This is a genomic window from Paenibacillus marchantiae, from assembly GCF_028771845.1.
Lineage (GTDB): Bacteria > Bacillota > Bacilli > Paenibacillales > Paenibacillaceae > Paenibacillus > Paenibacillus marchantiae.
The window spans coordinates 3,063,997-3,079,653 of the sequence record NZ_CP118270.1; the positions used below are offsets into that span (position 1 = coordinate 3,063,997).

Genomic DNA, 15,657 nt, shown 5'->3' on the forward strand with positions numbered 1-15,657 from the left:
ATGGTAAAAAGAAGTTGCAAGCATTGGATGATCATGGTATATTAATTTTGTAAAATTCATGTTAATGTTCCTCGGAACTTGACGGGACGTAGCTCAGCTTGGTAGAGCACCTGGTTTGGGACCAGGGGGTCGCATGTTCAAATCGTGTCGTCCCGATCGTCATTCGCGCGGGTGTAGTTCAATGGTAGAACTTTAGCCTTCCAAGCTAATAGCGTGGGTTCGATTCCCATCACCCGCTTAACTAATGCAACACCTGAAATCCTTGTGAAAAATTCTAGAAGTTAGTTAGTGTATTTTAAGTCATGTTTGAATGGAGAATATCACTGACTCCAAATTCAAAACCTTTGCTTTTTCCCCATCATCTGGTACAATAACGGAGAAATCGATACTACACATGAATGAGAGGTAACCATACGTCCCATGAAGTAAAACACATGAATTGAACCCCAGTAACTGCAGAGAGTTTATGACGCAGTCAGCCAAAAAGCGGCTGAGCAATGAGGGGATTCGTGTGTCCAAATTCAGCTATGGGATCAGGTATGGAAACAGGCAGTCTGTTCTGGCTTTGCTTGTGTGTACCCTTTTAAGGGTTCTTTGTTCATACCGTGGGGTATCTTATGCTTGTTTTTTGACGCTTTATCCAATCCTGAATTGCCTACCGCCGGCTGATGCCAGCGGTTTTTTTATTTTGAATTGCAGGAAGGATGAGGCCTCATGATGACAATGGTACGCCTACATGAAGTATCGAAAGAGTGGAACGGGAATGAGTTGTTTGCAGGTTTGAATCTCGAAATAAATGAAGGTGAGCGGCTCGCCATTCTGGGTCGCAACGGATGTGGCAAGACCACCTTATTACGCATCATTCTTGGAGAAGAAGAGGGTGGTGGACGCATTGAACGTCACATTCCGCAGCAGGAGTGGGGTTTCATGCGCCAGCGCTCATTGATCAAGCCTGAGATGAATGTGCTTGATGCTGTCCGGCAGGAAAGTGGACGGATTTACGAAGTAAAGCGTGACCTGGAAATACTGGAACAACGGATGAGCAACAGTGGAGCGGCAGATGAGCAGCGGCTGCTCGAAGCTTATACGATAGCGATGGAGCAATATGAGCAATTGAACGGGTATATGTGGGAGACTGAGGTAGAGAAGGTACTGACTCGTCTGGGGTTATCGTCGGAACATTGGAATCGGCCGTATCATTCTTTGAGTGGTGGGCAAAAAACGAAGGCCCGTCTCGCAGGACTATTGGTCAGTAAACCCAAATTTCTGATTTTGGATGAACCGACGAATCATCTGGATGAAGAGAGCATGCGCTGGCTTGAAGAATGGCTTTCGGCCTATGCTGGAACATTGTTGTTTGTTTCTCATGACCGGACCTTTATTGATCAGGTCGCAACGGGTGTCATTGAGTTTAGTCCGGATGCACTGACCAAATATAAAGGCGGTTACACTGATTACAAAGGCCATAAGGAACGCGAATTACGTGAGCAGGAAGCAACCTATCGCAAGCAGGAGCTGGAACGGAAAGCGCTAGAAGAGACGATCCGCAATTATCAGCAGTGGTTTCATCAGGCTCATAATTCAGCAAGCGATGTGGAAGTGAAAATAACTCAGAGCTTTTACAAAGCGAAAGCCAACAAGAACATTTCCCGCTACCATGCCAAGCAAAAGCAACTGGAGCGCCTGGAGAAGGAACGCGTGGATAAACCCCGCGAAGCTGCAAAATTGAACATGGAGCTGCAGGTGAACACGCTGGCTGCCCGCCAACTCCTTGCACTGGAAGACGTTAGCTTTGCTTATCCGGGGAGCCCGACATTGATTCACAATCTCCGGATTGCAGTCGAACGTGGAGATCGTCTTGCCGTACGTGGTCCGAATGGCACAGGCAAGACGACACTGCTCAAACTGATGATTGGAGATCTGGAACCATCCCAGGGCAAAGTGACACGTCATCCACAACTGAAGATCGGTTATTTTTCGCAAGAGCTTGAGGGGTTACCGGAAAGAGAGACACTTCTGGACAGTTTGCTCTGTCTTCCATCCATGACACAAAGTGCTGCACGTACCATTCTCGGATGCTTTTTATTCTCAAGAGATGATGTGTTCAAGCGTATTGGGGATTTGAGTATGGGAGAGAAGTGCAGAGTTGCATTCCTGCGGTTGTACTTCGGGGGATCTAATGTACTGGTGTTAGATGAACCGACCAATTATCTGGATATTGACACACAGGAAGTGATGGAGAATATATTGAAGCAGGCATCCGGAGCACTGGTACTCGTATCCCATGACCGTATGTTGACCAAAGTACTCGCCAGCCGCTTGCTTGATTTAGAACCCGGTGGGAAGGCTACACTGTATGAAGGCGGAGTGGAGGACTGGGAGCAATCCATCAAACTGCGAGAGTCTGCCCTTGAGGTTCGGGAGTCAGATGATGAACGGCTGCGGCTTGAAATGCGTTTATCCGAATTGTTATCTCCCATGAACAGTGGGGGCAATGATGTGTTGACTAAGCCTGATGATGTAATTGAACGGGCGGCTGAAGTTGCCGAGGTTCGCGAAATTCAGCGTCGTTTAAAACAGTTGCACGAGCTGCGAAAACAGAAGTAATCGATTGACGAAGCTTATGCCGTTTTACTTTTTGGCTTAACGTTTGATCATGCGGCTTTACAGCTTGCTATTTCGGGCGATTTTGCATATAATAATGGACGATCATCAGTAAATTTGAAGGTTTATCTGACATGCAAACGTGATGATGGAGACAAGTAAGCAGTGCCTCTGTACAGGGAGGAAGCGCCGTAGATTGAGAGCGTTTCTGTAGAACAAGGCTGCTGAAATTCACTCCGGAGCGGTTCCCTGAACCATATCTTGCGATTCATCGCAGGAGTCAGTAGGGGGTAACGGTTAACGGTCGTTATTCCGTATAGAGTGAGGCAAACATGTTGCAGGCCGGAAGGGCCGGGCAGCAATGAATGTCTAACAAGGGTGGTACCACGGTCTTTTCGTCCCTTCAGGGGAGAGAAGGCCTTTTTTTGTTGCATTAAACCACATAAAGGGGGCATTTACACATGAAAGAACGTTTGGAGGCATTAAAGATCGAAGCGTTGGAGCAACTGTCTAGCGTGAACGATCCACAGACGCTGAGTGATCTGCGTGTAAAGTATTTGGGGAAAAAGGGTGCATTGACCGAGATTTTGCGCGGTATGGGTGCGCTTAGTGCAGAGGAACGTCCGGTGATTGGTCAGGTTGCCAATGATGTTCGCGGCGCGATTGAAGAAGTCATTGATAGCAAGCAGGAGCAGTTCCAGAAGGAAGAGACGGCGAAACGTCTGCAATCCGAAAAAATTGATGTGACCCTGCCAGGACGTCGCGGACGTCAAGGCGGACTGCATCCACTGAGCAAAGTGGTACAGGAAATCGAAGATATTTTCATCGGTATGGGATACCGCGTAGCGGAAGGTCCTGAGGTTGAAATGGATTATTACAACTTCGAAGCACTGAACCTGCCGAAGAACCACCCGGCGCGTGATATGCAGGATTCTTTCTATGTAACAGAAGATCTGCTGATGCGTACGCATACGTCTCCGGTTCAGGTTCGTACGATGCAAAGCATGAAAGGTGAAGTTCCTGTTAAAGTCATCTGTCCGGGTAAAGTATACCGTCGTGACGATGACGATGCGACGCATTCGTTCCAGTTCAATCAGGTAGAAGGTTTGGTTATTAGCGAGAACATTCGCATGAGTGACCTGAAAGGTACCTTGCTGCAATTCGTACGCGAAATGTTCGGTTCACATACCGAAATTCGTCTCCGTCCAAGCTTCTTCCCGTTCACAGAGCCAAGTGCTGAAGTGGATGTGACTTGTGTGCAATGTGGTGGCAGTGGCTGCAGGGTATGTAAACAGACCGGTTGGCTTGAGATTTTGGGCGGCGGTATGGTTCACCCGAAAGTGCTCGAGATGGGCGGTTATGATCCGGAGAAATACAGTGGGTTTGCATTCGGAATGGGCGTAGAGCGTATCGCCATGCTGAAATATGGCATTGATGATATTCGTCATTTCTACAACAGTGATATGGCGTTCCTGAAACAATTCGGACGACTGTAATTACCGAAGTAGCATACAGGGCGAACGCCCTTCATTTGCAACACCAATTCATAGATTAGGAAGTGAACGTCCATGAGAGTATCGACAGATTGGCTGTCTGATTATATCGCGCTGGAAGGCGTGGAACCGCAGGAGTTGGCAGAGAAATTCACCCGTGCGGGGATTGAGATTGATGTAGTGGAGAACCGGAACCAGGGCGTGAACAAAGTGGTTGTTGGTTACGTGAAGAGTAAGGAGAAACACCCTGACGCTGATAAGTTGAATGTATGTGTGATTGATGCCGGACAGGAAGAAGATCTGCAGATCGTGTGTGGTGCGAAAAATGTGGATGCCGGTCAAAAGGTAGTCGTTGCCCTGGTAGGAGCGAAGCTCCCTGGTGGACTCGATATCAAAAAAGCCAAGCTGCGCGGCGTTGTTTCCCTTGGCATGATCTGCTCTGCGAAAGAACTGGGCATGAACGACAAGTTGCTGCCGAAGGACCAACAAGAAGGCATTCTCGTATTGCCGGCACAAACGGAAATTGGCACACCAATCAGCCAAGTGCTTGGTCTTGACGATCATGTTCTTGAACTGGACCTGACACCGAATCGCTCCGACTGTTTGAGCATGCTGGGTGCAGCTTATGAAGTAGGTGCAATTCTTGGTCGTGAAGTGAAACTGCCTGATCCAACTCAAAAGTTGGTGGAAATCGGTGATGCGGCTGCGAATCATATCTCGGTTGAGATTACGGCTGACGAACAATGCAGTCATTATGCAGCCCGCTATGTAACTGGGATCAAGCTGGGAGCTTCCCCGCAGTGGATGCAAAACCGTTTGATGGCCGCTGGCATCCGTCCGATCAATAATATTGTTGACATCACGAACTATGTCATGCTGGAATACGGACAGCCGCTGCATGCTTTTGATGCAGATAAGCTGGAGAAGGGCCATATTGAAGTGCGGATGGCCAAAGAAGGCGAAACGATCGTGACGTTGGATAGCCAGGAGCGCAAGCTGGAGCCGCATATGCTGCTCATTACGGATGGCGTGAAACCGGTAGCCATTGCGGGTGTTATGGGTGGCGAGAATTCCGAGGTAACGGAAACCACAGTGAATCTGTTGCTGGAATCCGCCAAGTTCGACGGCGGAACCGTTCGGAAAACGTCGCGCCAACTGGGGCTGCGTTCCGAAGCAAGCATGCGTTTTGAGAAAGAAGTCGATCCGGCTGCTGTCATTACGGCATTGAACCGTGCGGCTGAATTGATTCAGCGTTATGCGGAAGGCGAAGTTCATCAGGGGATCGTGGAAGCTGGAACAGCCGCAGCGGATAAACATATTGTGCAGCTGTCGCTGGATAAACTGAATCGCTATCTGGGAACCGAGTTGTCCCTGCTTGAAGTGAAAACCATCTTCGCTCGTTTGCACTTTGCATGTGGTGATGCGCAGCAGGGTCTGCTTGATGTTGAAGTGCCTAGCCGCAGAGGGGATATTACACTTGATGTGGATCTGTTTGAAGAGATTGCCCGTCTGTATGGATACGACAATATTCCAACCACGTTGATCGAAGGACCAACAACACCGGGTGCTTACACGCGTTCACAAGCAATGCGCCGTACCATTCGTGGTTTGTTTGCAGGTAGTGGCTGGCAGGAAATGATCAGCTATTCATTCGTACACCCGGATAAAGTATCCTTGTTCCCTTCTCTAACAGAAGGCAGTAAAGCCGTGAAGCTGGCTATGCCAATGAGTGAGGACCGCAGCGTGCTTCGTAAGAGCATCTTGCCGCAAATGCTGGATGCCACGGTGTATAACATGAACCGCAAACATGATTCACTGGCTGTATTCGAAGTAGGTAGTGTGTTCTTCACTGAAGAAGAAAAGCTGACGAAGCAACCGCATGAAATTCCGGTCCTGAGCTTGTTGCTCACTGGAAATCGTGCATCCCAGCAGTGGAATGTGGGAGTAGAGAAAGTGGACTTCTTCGATCTGAAAGGTGCACTTGAGAACCTGTTCGCCTATGTGGGCCTGGAGCAGCGCATTCGCCTGGTAGCAAACAGTCCAGAAGGCTTCCACCCTGGTCGTTCCGCATCGGTATACCTTGAAGCAAAAGATGGCGGAGAGGGCAAACTGATTGGTACGATGGGTCAATTGCATCCTGAACTGCAACAGCAATATGATTTGAACGATGTATATCTCGCAGAGATCGGGCTTGAAGCTATCTATAGTGAAGCGGATGCGGATATCCGTTATCGTGAGCTTCCACGATTCCCGGCAGTTGAGCGGGATATCGCAGTTGTTGTGAGTAAAGAAATCGAAGCTGGGGATATGCTGCGCTCAATTCGTGAATCTGCTGGCGAACTGTTGCAAACCGTACAGGTATTCGACGTGTTTACAGGCAGCAAGTTGGGTGAAGACAAGAAGAGCGTAGCGATGGCTCTCGTTTATCGCAACCGTGAACGCACATTGACAGATGAGGAAATTACCGAGGTTCATGCTCGTGTTGTTGCTCGTCTGGAGGAGCAATTTGGAGCCGAATTGCGTAAATAGAACATAAGTCAATTTTTTGAACAAAGATTAGCAGGAATTGCTTGAAGTCACATCGAATCCTTAGCATTAGAGGATCGATGTGACTTTTTTTGTTTTACAGCTTAGAATCAACATACAGACTTTAAGGAGGGCACAACTGTGACTATACCTGATCGTACACGCGTCACCGTAGAGATCTACGGGACTTCCTATAAACTGGTTGGCAGCAGTGCCGACTATATGAAACAAGTAGCTAACCTGGTGGATGAGCGAATGAGCGCCATCTCCAAACATAATTCCCGACTGGATACCCCGCGTATTGCAGTTCTGGCAGCTGTACATATGGCTGAGCAGTCTCTTCAGACTCAGGAAATTCGGAATGAGCTGAAAATGCTGACCGGTGAACGTACCGAAATGAGAAATGAACTCAATCGGCTGAATGCCATACAAAATGAACATCAGCAGGAACTGGAACGCCGTGACCAAGAACTCGCTGAAGCAATGAAACTTAAGGCTGAGGTGGAACAGGCCATCGCGAAACTCCAGAAGGATCAGCAGGCAGAAGTAGCCAAGCTGAATACATTACTGGAGCAGGAACGCGCTCAGGCAGCAGGTCGCGAGCAAAAGCTTCAGGCTCAAACTGCGTCGCAACTGAAAGCGGCTGAGGAGAAGGCACAGGCGCGTCTCAAAGAAGCAGAAGAAAAAGCAGCGAATCAACTCAAGAATGCACAGACTCAGGCGGCAGCTCAGCTGAAAGAAGCACAGACACGTTCAGCAAATGAGTTGCAGCAAGCCCAAGCTAAAGCGGCTGCACAATACAAGGAGCTGCAGGATAAGACGGCAGCTCAACTGAAAGAAGCCGAAGCTCGGGCCGTGGCAGAACGTCAAAAAATTGAGGTGCAGGCTGCACAGCAAGTACAAACGGCGAAGGAGCAAGCAGAAGCGGCAATTTTGTCTGAATTGGAACAAGCCGAGTCTCAATTGCAAAAGGTTCAGGAAGAAGCCCAGCTTCAATACCGTGAACTTCAGTCCGAGATGGAGCAGCGTATACAGCAGGCAGAGCAAGCTGCGGTCAATCAAGCTCGAGAACTGACTGAGAAGGCAAAAGAAGAACAAGCCGCACTGCAGCAACAAGCAGAGCAGAAGCGATTGGATGAGATTGAACAGCTGAATGCAACGTTCAAGGAGTCATCCGAACTGGCGGAATTGGAATGGATGGAAAAAGAAGCGGCTTATGAAGAACAGCTTCAGCAAATCCATGAAGCAGCCCAGACTCAGGCGAACGAAGCTGCGGCAACTGCTGAAGCTTTGCTGCAAGAAGAGCAAGGCAAGCTGAAGCAGCAGTTGGAAGAAGAACGTAAACAGGCCAAATCGCGCTTAATCGATGTTGAAGGCCAATTAGCCGAGGTACGCAAGCAGCTCAAGAATGCTCAAGAGGTTGTTGTGGATCAGGAGCAACAGCTCCAACACGAGCGTAATCAAACTGAAACGTTGCGCAGTGAACAAGCCGTATACAAACAGGAGCAAGATGTTCAGCTTCGTCGAATTACGGAATTGGAGCAGCAGCTGGAACAACTAAAAGCGGACAGTGCTCTGCTGACTGAACAACTCCGCAACACAGAAGCTGAGGCCGAACATTTCCGGGAAGCGGAACAGCAATGGAAACAGCAGTATAACGAGACCGTTGAACGTGAATCTTCTCTGACAGCACAACTGCGAAAAGTACAGGATCAGCACGGTCAGCTTGAACAGGAAATCAAAAAACTCCGTGAAGCCGAAGTGAAGTCCGAGGATGAGCAGCGCAGGTTGCAAAAAGTGCTTGAGCAGGCCCATGCGGCAGTACGCACATTGCAACATGAACTTGGTGCACTGACGCAGAGCGAGCAGTCTTGGAAAGAGCAGGCTGAACAACGTCTGATCGAGATCGGCGAATTGGAGACACAGGTACTTGAAGCTGCAGAACAGAATGAAACGTTAGAGTCTGGTGTACAGTCCCTTCATGATGAATTATCCGTTGTTAAAGAAGAAGCTCGTCACGCCAGCGAAGAAGCAGAACGTTATCTTGCGCAAGCTGGTCGTCTGGAGCTACAACATAAAGAGCTTGATGGTGAATTGAATGAAGCTCGTGAAGAACTGAACAAGCTGCAGGAAAATTATAAACAAATCCGTAAGGATTATGGTGATGCACTGCAGCGTGAAGAAGACTATACTCGCAAGCTGAATGAGATGAGCGAAGAAAAGAAAGAAATCGTGCGTGCGCTTGAAGAATCAAGACAGAATGCTAATCAGCTATCTGGGCGTATCGATGAACAAGGTAGCATACTGACTCAGACAGAAGAAGAAGCACTTGAGTGGCAGATTAAGCATGAAGAATTGTCTGCCAAACAGGCAGAGCTCTCCTCTCGCCTGAAAGAGCTGACTGATCGGGAAGTTGAGCTAAGCTCAAGAGTAGCACAAGCAGAACAACAAGCGGAACAACAAGATCAGGTTTGGCAACGTCGTGCAGATGAATGGGCGGCTCAGGAACAGTCCTGGCAAGATCGATGGACTACACTGGAGAATGAATTGAATCTCTGGCAGAAAGAAAGTGCTGCCAGTGTGGAGAAGGTAGAAGAGCTGGAACACGAGCGGCAGCAGCTTGCCCAGCAGCGTGCGGAAGCAATCGAAGAAAAGCAGACGATGGAAAATGAACTGCTGGATATCGGTGAGCGGTATGAACTTGCGGCCAATCAGTTACGTTTGCTGCAGGTTGAACGTGAGATGGAGCAGGAGAAGGCGGAGCAACTGAATACAGATTACCGCCAATTGCGGGATGAATATACGAAATTGCAGACGGAATATAACGAATGGATTGAATTGATTGAGCAGGATCAGACCTAGCTGATGATTATGTCATAACTGGAATCCTGGACAGCGCACTCTTGTACAATTTGTTATAATGAAGAAAGAGCTCCCGTCGCTACGGGGGCTCCTTGTCTTGAACACTATTCTTCAACAATAATTTTGGAGATCATACTGCCGTGACCGCTTCCGCAATAGACGGAACAGGACATTTCAAATTCCCCTGCTGTGTCGGGAGTAATCACTTTGGAATTGTTCCTGGTATCCAGCCGAAGGTTCAGCTCAGGCACGAGAACACCATGGTTTCCGTTTGTATTTTCATAAACAATCTTAACCGGGACACCTTTTTTTAAATGGTATTCAGGTTGGTCAAATTCATAGTTGCTTGCTTTGATCACCAGTTCTTCGCTTGCAGTTGCACCCGAGTCGGACTCGCCGTTTGATTCTGCGGATTGTCCAGTTCCACCACATGCAGCAAGGACCAGAATCAACATACAGGCCGCAAGCCATGCCATGCCTTTCTTCATCATTTGCCTCCTCAAAAAGCGTGATATGGATAAAATTTGAATGATTTCTCCAGTCATCATACCGCAAATTGACGATGCCTGTACATGCTGCCTATGTCGTTTTTTTGAACATCAGCATGCGCACAACCTAAAAAAATAAACCTCATCAGGCGTTTAAGCCATCAGAGGTTTAGGGGAAGCCTATGGGGAGTAGGTACGTTGGAGCCTATGCGTGATCTTTGGATCTTCTTCCGGCATCAAAAGGGGTGGAAACCGGGATGAACAGATCAATGATCCCAATGACCAATGCAGCCAGAACAGCACCAAGCAGACTGACATGTACATGATCTACGACATATTGACCAATCCAGATCACCAGTGCGCTGACGATGAAGCCGACTATACCGCGGCCAAAAGGATTAACCCTTTTACCGAAGATGCCTTCAACAACCCAGCCAAGCAGAGCAATAACCAGAGCAAGCATCAGTGCGCTCCAGAAACCACCGACGGCGAATCCGGGTACGATCCAGCTGACGACCATCAATACAATTGCGGCGATGATAAATCGCACGACATGTCCCAGAAAATTCATGGTGTTATACCTCCTTTATTCAGATCGGATTGAGCATTGTACATCCTGTTCAATGGTGAGGTTGCACAATCCTGACACCTGTAGTTTGCGGCGCTATGTCCCAAGTTATGTGTGGAAGGATTCGTTAAATAGCGCTAGAAAGTTTCTTTCGTTATAATACAGTTATAGTTTGGAAGGAGTTGTACACTTGGACACGAAAATTTTAAAAACATTGGAATATCGCAAAATTTTAAATACATTGCAAAGCTTTGCCCAGACTACGATGGGAAAAAAGAAAGCGGAACAATTGGAGCCGATCAGTGAACTGGAAGAAGTGAAGAGACTGCTCCAGCAAACCGATGAAGCTTTTACGTTTGATCGTCTGAAAGGCTCTCCATCTTTTGGGGGAATTGTGGATATTACTGCTTCGATCAAACGCGCCGAAATAGGGGGCACGTTGAACCCGCATGAGTTACTGGGAATTTCCAACACCACTATGGCAGCACGTCGATTGAAACGTCAGATCGCTGCACTCCACGATGATGAAAAGGTGGAATCGATTTTCTATATCAGTGATCAGTTATCTGAGCAAAAAACGCTTGAAGATGCGATTCGGATCTGTATTGACGACAATGCCGAAGTCTCAGATAGCGCGAGTGTAACACTGGCGCAGATTCGTCGTGAGCTGCGCGGCGGTGAAGCTCGCATCCGTGAGAAACTGGATTCGATGATCCGTTCTTCTACGGTATCCAAAATGCTGCAGGACCAGCTGATTACCATTCGGGGAGACCGTTTCGTGATTCCCGTAAAATCGGAATATCGCTCGTACTTTGGCGGGATTGTACATGATCAATCCGGTTCAGGAGCAACGCTGTTTATTGAGCCAGAATCCATCGTTGCGATGAATAACAAATTGCGCGAGACCCGAATCCGGGAAGAACGCGAAATTGAAGTGATTTTGCAGAAATTAACGGCACTTGTCAGTGAACAGGCAGAGTGGTTATTGGTTGATGTTGACCTGTTGGGATCGCTGGATTTCATATTTGCCAAAGCACGTCTTGCCCGAGAATTGAAAGCCACATTGCCACGCATGAACGATCGCGGATTCATCAAGCTTAAAAAGGGACGCCATCCGCTGATCTCGATTGAAAATGTAGTGCCAACCGACATTGAACTCGGCAACGATTATACATCCATTATCGTAACGGGTCCAAATACGGGTGGTAAGACAGTAACACTCAAAACGATTGGTTTACTGAGCCTCATGGCAATGTCAGGTTTGTTCGTTCCAGCGGAAGATGGCAGCCAGTTATGTGTTTTTGATGCGATTTACGCGGACATTGGTGACGAACAGAGCATTGAACAGAACCTGAGTACATTCTCCAGTCATATGACGAACATCATTCGGATACTGAAGAACATGACAACCAAAAGTCTGGTGTTACTTGACGAACTTGGGGCAGGTACCGACCCGGCAGAAGGTTCTGCACTGGCGATCTCCATTCTGGAGCATATGCATCAGACCGGATGCCGCATGGTAGCAACAACGCATTACAGTGAGCTGAAAGCTTACGCTTATGAGCGAAAAGGTGTTATTAATGCCAGCATGGAATTCGACGTTAATACACTGAGCCCTACCTACCGACTACTCGTCGGTGTGCCGGGACGGAGTAACGCGTTTGCAATTGCGGAGCGGCTAGGTCTGCCAGGATACATTCTGGATTACGCGCGTGGCGAAGTGAAAGAAGAAGACCAGCGTGTAGAGCATATGATCGCTTCCCTGGAAGAGAACCGGCTTACTGCGGAGCAAGAACGTGAGAGTGCGGAACGTCTGCGCCAGGACATGGAGAAATTGCGCAGCCGTCATCAAGCCGAACTGGAGAAGCTGGAACAGCAGCGTGACCGACGCATTGAAAAAGCGGAAGAAGATGCCCGCAACATTGTGGACAAGGCCAGAGCGGAAGCTGAGAAGATTATAACTGATCTTCGTCAGCTCGCTATGGAAGAAGGCGCATCCGTGAAGGAGCACAAACTTATTGCTGCTCGCAAACAACTGGATGAAGCTGAACCTGAGAAACGCAAGAAGACGGCTAAGCGCACTTCAACGGCAACGAAGTCTCGGGCCATCGGACCGGGCGATGAAGTTCTTGTCTACAGTTTGAATCAAAAAGGTCATGTGGTGGAGATGTCAGGCACCAAGGATGCCATGGTTCAATTGGGGATCATGAAAATGAAAGTATCCCTGAATGACCTGGAATTACAGCAGTCTGCACCAGCAGAAGCCAAACCGAAGCAGAAACCGGTAACCGGCGTGAAACGAACTCGCGATGACAATGTGAAAAGTGAACTGGATTTGCGGGGGACGAATCTGGAAGAAGCCTTGATGGAGACAGATCGTTTTATCGACGAAGCTTTCCTTGCTAATCTGGGTCAGGTGTATATTATTCACGGTAAAGGAACAGGAATTTTGCGTTCCGGTATTCAGGATTACCTGCGTAAGCATAGACATATAAAAAGTTACCGGCTGGGCAATTACGGAGAAGGCGGAAACGGTGTGACCGTCGCAGAATTGGAATAGCCCGACCAGGAATCAAAGAAGTTCTGCCGCATGAGTGAGTTCAGGCGGCAGAATGGGGAAGGGGAACGATGAGTGAAAGGGACGATTGACGAATTGCTGTCTCATCCCTTGGGGATGGTGCTCGGATTTTTCTCCGTAGCGATTATGGAGCTGCTTGTATTTCTTGCTTGCTTTGAACTGGTGACCAAGTACAAATGCTGGCATGAAATCAAGAAGGGCAATGTGGCGGTTGCGATGGCTACAGGAGGCAAGATCTTTGGAATCTGCAACGTGCTTCATTTCTGCATTCAGGCCAAATCATCGGTGTATGAAGCTATGACGTGGTCATTTGTAGGATTTGTCCTTCTGCTCATTGCCTATTTTCTATTCGAGTTTCTGACACCGGTGTTCTCCATTGACAAGGAGATTGAAGCGGATAACCGGGCCGTTGGATTGATATCCATGATTATTTCCGTCTCGTTGTCATTTGTTATTGGCGCGAGCATCATGTAGGGGGACCGTTCATGAAGATATTGATACGGATTCTGTTTGCTGCATCGATTGTATTTTTTGCCATAGGCATCATATATGTGTTAAACACATGATTATCTGAAAGAGAAAGGTTGATTTAATATGGAACCAACAGTATGTCCATGGTGCCACACCGAGATTGTATGGGATGAGGAGCTAGGTCCAGAAGAAGAATGCCCTTACTGTCATAATGAATTAAAGGGATATCGTACTCTAAACATCAATATCGGTGATGAAGAGAACAATGAAGCCGAGGAAGACATCTATGATATGGATGATGTTGAGGACGGTGAACAAACTACGGATCTCGCCAATTTGTGGGGAGATGAAGTAGAGCTGAAATTGCCGGAGCTTCGTACATTGACGAAATATGCGGATGAGGGCAATGATCTGATTCAATACGAAGAAGGCGTGGAGAAGCAGCTTGATTTGCAAGAAGAGGTTCCGGAATGCCCACACTGCCGTGAATTCATGATCCTCACGGGTACACAGAAGGCAACCAAGGATACGTTCAACCCTGTTGCCAACGCTGTCTCTGGTACGGATTCGTTGCTGGATGCGCCGTTCTCTGTACAAATGTATGTATGCTCAGGTTGCTTCCAGGTTCAATATAACCTGTCCGAAGATGACCGTCTGCGTCTGATCCAGAATTTGAGTGCACGGAAATAAGAGAGTAAGACGCTTCTGAAAATATAATAATCCGGGAAATTCATCATGTTTTCCTTCTGCTTGGGGTACGTTAACCCTTAGACCTTGCCTGTGAAGTGCTGACTTCAGGTGGAATAAGGAGGGAGCAGATGAAGATTTCTCTGGGCCGACAATCCATTCTGCTACTAGGCGTGAATGGATTGTTTGTGTTAGCCGGAGCTTTGTCGGGAACGTTTCTGAATGTGTATCTGTGGAAAAGTCGTCCCGACTACGCCATGCTGGGATGGTTTACGATCAGCCAGCAAATTGCACTTGGACTCACGTTTTGGCTTGCGGGAAAGTGGGTCAAGGAACATAACAAAATGAGTGCGTTACGATTGGGAACAGCCTTGTCAGGTATTTTTTACATGCTTGTGTTATGGGCGGGACCAAAAGCGGTTGACTGGATATGGCCTCTGGGGATTTTGTTTGGATGTGCACTTGGATTGTTCTGGATTGCGTTCAATGTGGTTTATTTTGAGGTGACTGACCGGGAGAATAGGGACCTGTTCAATGGCTGGGTGGGTCTGCTGGGTTCCATGACAGGCATCATCGGTCCGTGGTTCTCAGGTCTTATTATTTCACGAATGGTTGATAATTCGGGTTATCGCCTTATTTTTACGGTGTCATTGGTCATATATGTGATTGCCGTTGTGTTCAGTTTTTTTCTGAAAAAAAGGGAGGTCAGCGGCACATACCGCTGGTCTGAACCGTGGCGACAGTTGTCTGCCAAGGATAGCGCATGGAGACCGCTTGGCATGGGACTGTTTGCACAAGGCGTGCGGGAAGGCGTATTTGCCTTTCTGATTGCATTGCTTGTCTATGTGGCAACTAAGCAGGAATATAAACTAGGGCAGTTCTCGCTAATTACTTCAGCCGTAGCACTGGTGAGTTACTGGGCCGCAGGAAAATGGTTTAAGCCGCAATACAGGTCCAGAGGGATGTTAGCCGGTGCGATATTGTTATTCATCGTGTTAATTCCGCTATTATGGAAGGTCAGCTATGGTACGCTTTTAATTATGGGAATTGGATCTGCCTTGTCGATGCCGTTGTATATTTTGCCAATGATTTCGGCAGGATTCGACCTGATGGGAGCGAGCGGCGAAAATGTAGAGAAAAGGGTTGAACTTGTCGTATTAAGGGAGCTTTGTTTGATGGTCGGTCGTTTATTTGGCCTTGCTGTATTTATTCTGACGGTCATGAATGGCCCTTCTTTACAAACATTAACCTGGCTTATTGTGGCGCTTGGGGCTTTCCCGCTTATTGGCTGGATATTCATGCGCAACTTGTTAGTACATCCGGATCAGCAAGAACCCTCAGCATAGGGAAAAGGGTACAGTCCAGGGAATAATCCTGAGC

Annotated in this window: 10 protein-coding genes and 2 tRNA genes; 10 read left to right on the top strand and 2 right to left on the bottom strand. The window is 48.0% G+C overall.

Going from position 1 to position 15,657, the window contains the following annotated elements; genetic code table 11:
• Nucleotides 1–82: 82 nt before the first annotated feature.
• The 6 genes from PTQ21_RS14170 to zapA all read left to right on the top strand — a co-directional run bounded on the left by PTQ21_RS14170 (nt 83) and on the right by zapA (nt 9,485).
• Nucleotides 83–156, top strand: a tRNA-Pro gene (locus PTQ21_RS14170).
• 11 nt (nt 157–167) lie between these two features.
• A tRNA-Gly gene (locus tag PTQ21_RS14175) sits at nt 168–238 on the top strand.
• 476 nt (nt 239–714) lie between these two features.
• The gene (gene abc-f / locus PTQ21_RS14180; protein WP_274570306.1) at nt 715–2,607 is read left to right on the top strand and encodes a ribosomal protection-like ABC-F family protein; all 1,893 of its coding nucleotides are present in this window, start codon (nt 715–717) and stop codon (nt 2,605–2,607) included.
• 458 nt (nt 2,608–3,065) lie between these two features.
• Nucleotides 3,066–4,100, top strand: coding sequence for a phenylalanine--tRNA ligase subunit alpha (gene pheS, locus PTQ21_RS14185; RefSeq protein ID WP_274570307.1), 1,035 nt, complete (start codon nt 3,066–3,068; stop codon nt 4,098–4,100).
• A gap of 72 nt (nt 4,101–4,172) precedes the next feature.
• A complete protein-coding gene (pheT, locus tag PTQ21_RS14190) occupies nt 4,173–6,626 on the top strand; it encodes a phenylalanine--tRNA ligase subunit beta (RefSeq protein WP_072734045.1) in 2,454 nt (817 codons plus the stop codon).
• Between the two features lie 138 nt (nt 6,627–6,764).
• Complete coding sequence (gene zapA / locus PTQ21_RS14195) at nt 6,765–9,485, top strand: cell division protein ZapA (protein WP_274570308.1); 2,721 nt, start codon at nt 6,765–6,767, stop codon at nt 9,483–9,485.
• A gap of 104 nt (nt 9,486–9,589) precedes the next feature.
• On the opposite strand, the gene PTQ21_RS14200 is transcribed toward zapA, so the two are convergent.
• Both PTQ21_RS14200 and PTQ21_RS14205 read right to left on the bottom strand, forming a co-directional pair.
• Nucleotides 9,590–9,976, bottom strand: a complete 387-nt coding sequence (locus tag PTQ21_RS14200) for a cupredoxin domain-containing protein (RefSeq protein ID WP_420800364.1) — start codon at nt 9,974–9,976, stop codon at nt 9,590–9,592.
• A 202-nt stretch (nt 9,977–10,178) separates the two neighbouring features.
• A complete protein-coding gene (locus PTQ21_RS14205) occupies nt 10,179–10,544 on the bottom strand; it encodes a phage holin family protein (protein ID WP_053780442.1) in 366 nt (121 codons plus the stop codon).
• Nucleotides 10,545–10,731: 187 nt separating this feature from the next.
• On the opposite strand from PTQ21_RS14205, the gene PTQ21_RS14210 reads away from it, so the two are divergent.
• The 4 genes from PTQ21_RS14210 (at nt 10,732) to PTQ21_RS14225 (ending at nt 15,623) form a co-directional block, all read left to right on the top strand.
• Nucleotides 10,732–13,101: an endonuclease MutS2 gene (locus PTQ21_RS14210; RefSeq protein WP_269054959.1), complete on the top strand. Its 2,370-nt coding sequence runs from the start codon at nt 10,732–10,734 to the stop codon at nt 13,099–13,101.
• Between the two features lie 114 nt (nt 13,102–13,215).
• Entirely contained in the window at nt 13,216–13,593 is a 378-nt protein-coding gene (locus tag PTQ21_RS14215) for a DUF350 domain-containing protein (RefSeq protein ID WP_053780553.1), read from the top strand.
• A gap of 120 nt (nt 13,594–13,713) precedes the next feature.
• On the top strand, nt 13,714–14,280 hold the full coding sequence (locus PTQ21_RS14220; protein WP_090808656.1) for a hypothetical protein: 567 nt from the start codon (nt 13,714–13,716) through the stop codon (nt 14,278–14,280).
• 128 nt (nt 14,281–14,408) lie between these two features.
• Nucleotides 14,409–15,623, top strand: a complete 1,215-nt coding sequence (locus PTQ21_RS14225) for an MFS transporter (RefSeq protein ID WP_072734041.1) — start codon at nt 14,409–14,411, stop codon at nt 15,621–15,623.
• Nucleotides 15,624–15,657 lie beyond the last annotated feature (34 nt).

Excerpts from the sequence above, each read along its gene's own strand:
- abc-f (WP_274570306.1), top strand. The coding sequence starts at position 715 with ATGATGACAATGGTACGCCTACATGAAGTATCGAAAGAGTGGAACGGG.
- PTQ21_RS14225 (WP_072734041.1), top strand. The coding sequence starts at position 14,409 with ATGAAGATTTCTCTGGGCCGACAATCCATTCTGCTACTAGGCGTGAAT.
- PTQ21_RS14220 (WP_090808656.1), top strand. The coding sequence starts at position 13,714 with ATGGAACCAACAGTATGTCCATGGTGCCACACCGAGATTGTATGGGAT.
- PTQ21_RS14200 (WP_420800364.1), bottom strand. The coding sequence starts at position 9,976 with ATGATGAAGAAAGGCATGGCATGGCTTGCGGCCTGTATGTTGATTCTG.
- PTQ21_RS14205 (WP_053780442.1), bottom strand. The coding sequence starts at position 10,544 with ATGAATTTTCTGGGACATGTCGTGCGATTTATCATCGCCGCAATTGTA.
- pheT (WP_072734045.1), top strand. The coding sequence starts at position 4,173 with ATGAGAGTATCGACAGATTGGCTGTCTGATTATATCGCGCTGGAAGGC.
- PTQ21_RS14215 (WP_053780553.1), top strand. The coding sequence starts at position 13,216 with ATGGTGCTCGGATTTTTCTCCGTAGCGATTATGGAGCTGCTTGTATTT.
- pheS (WP_274570307.1), top strand. The coding sequence starts at position 3,066 with ATGAAAGAACGTTTGGAGGCATTAAAGATCGAAGCGTTGGAGCAACTG.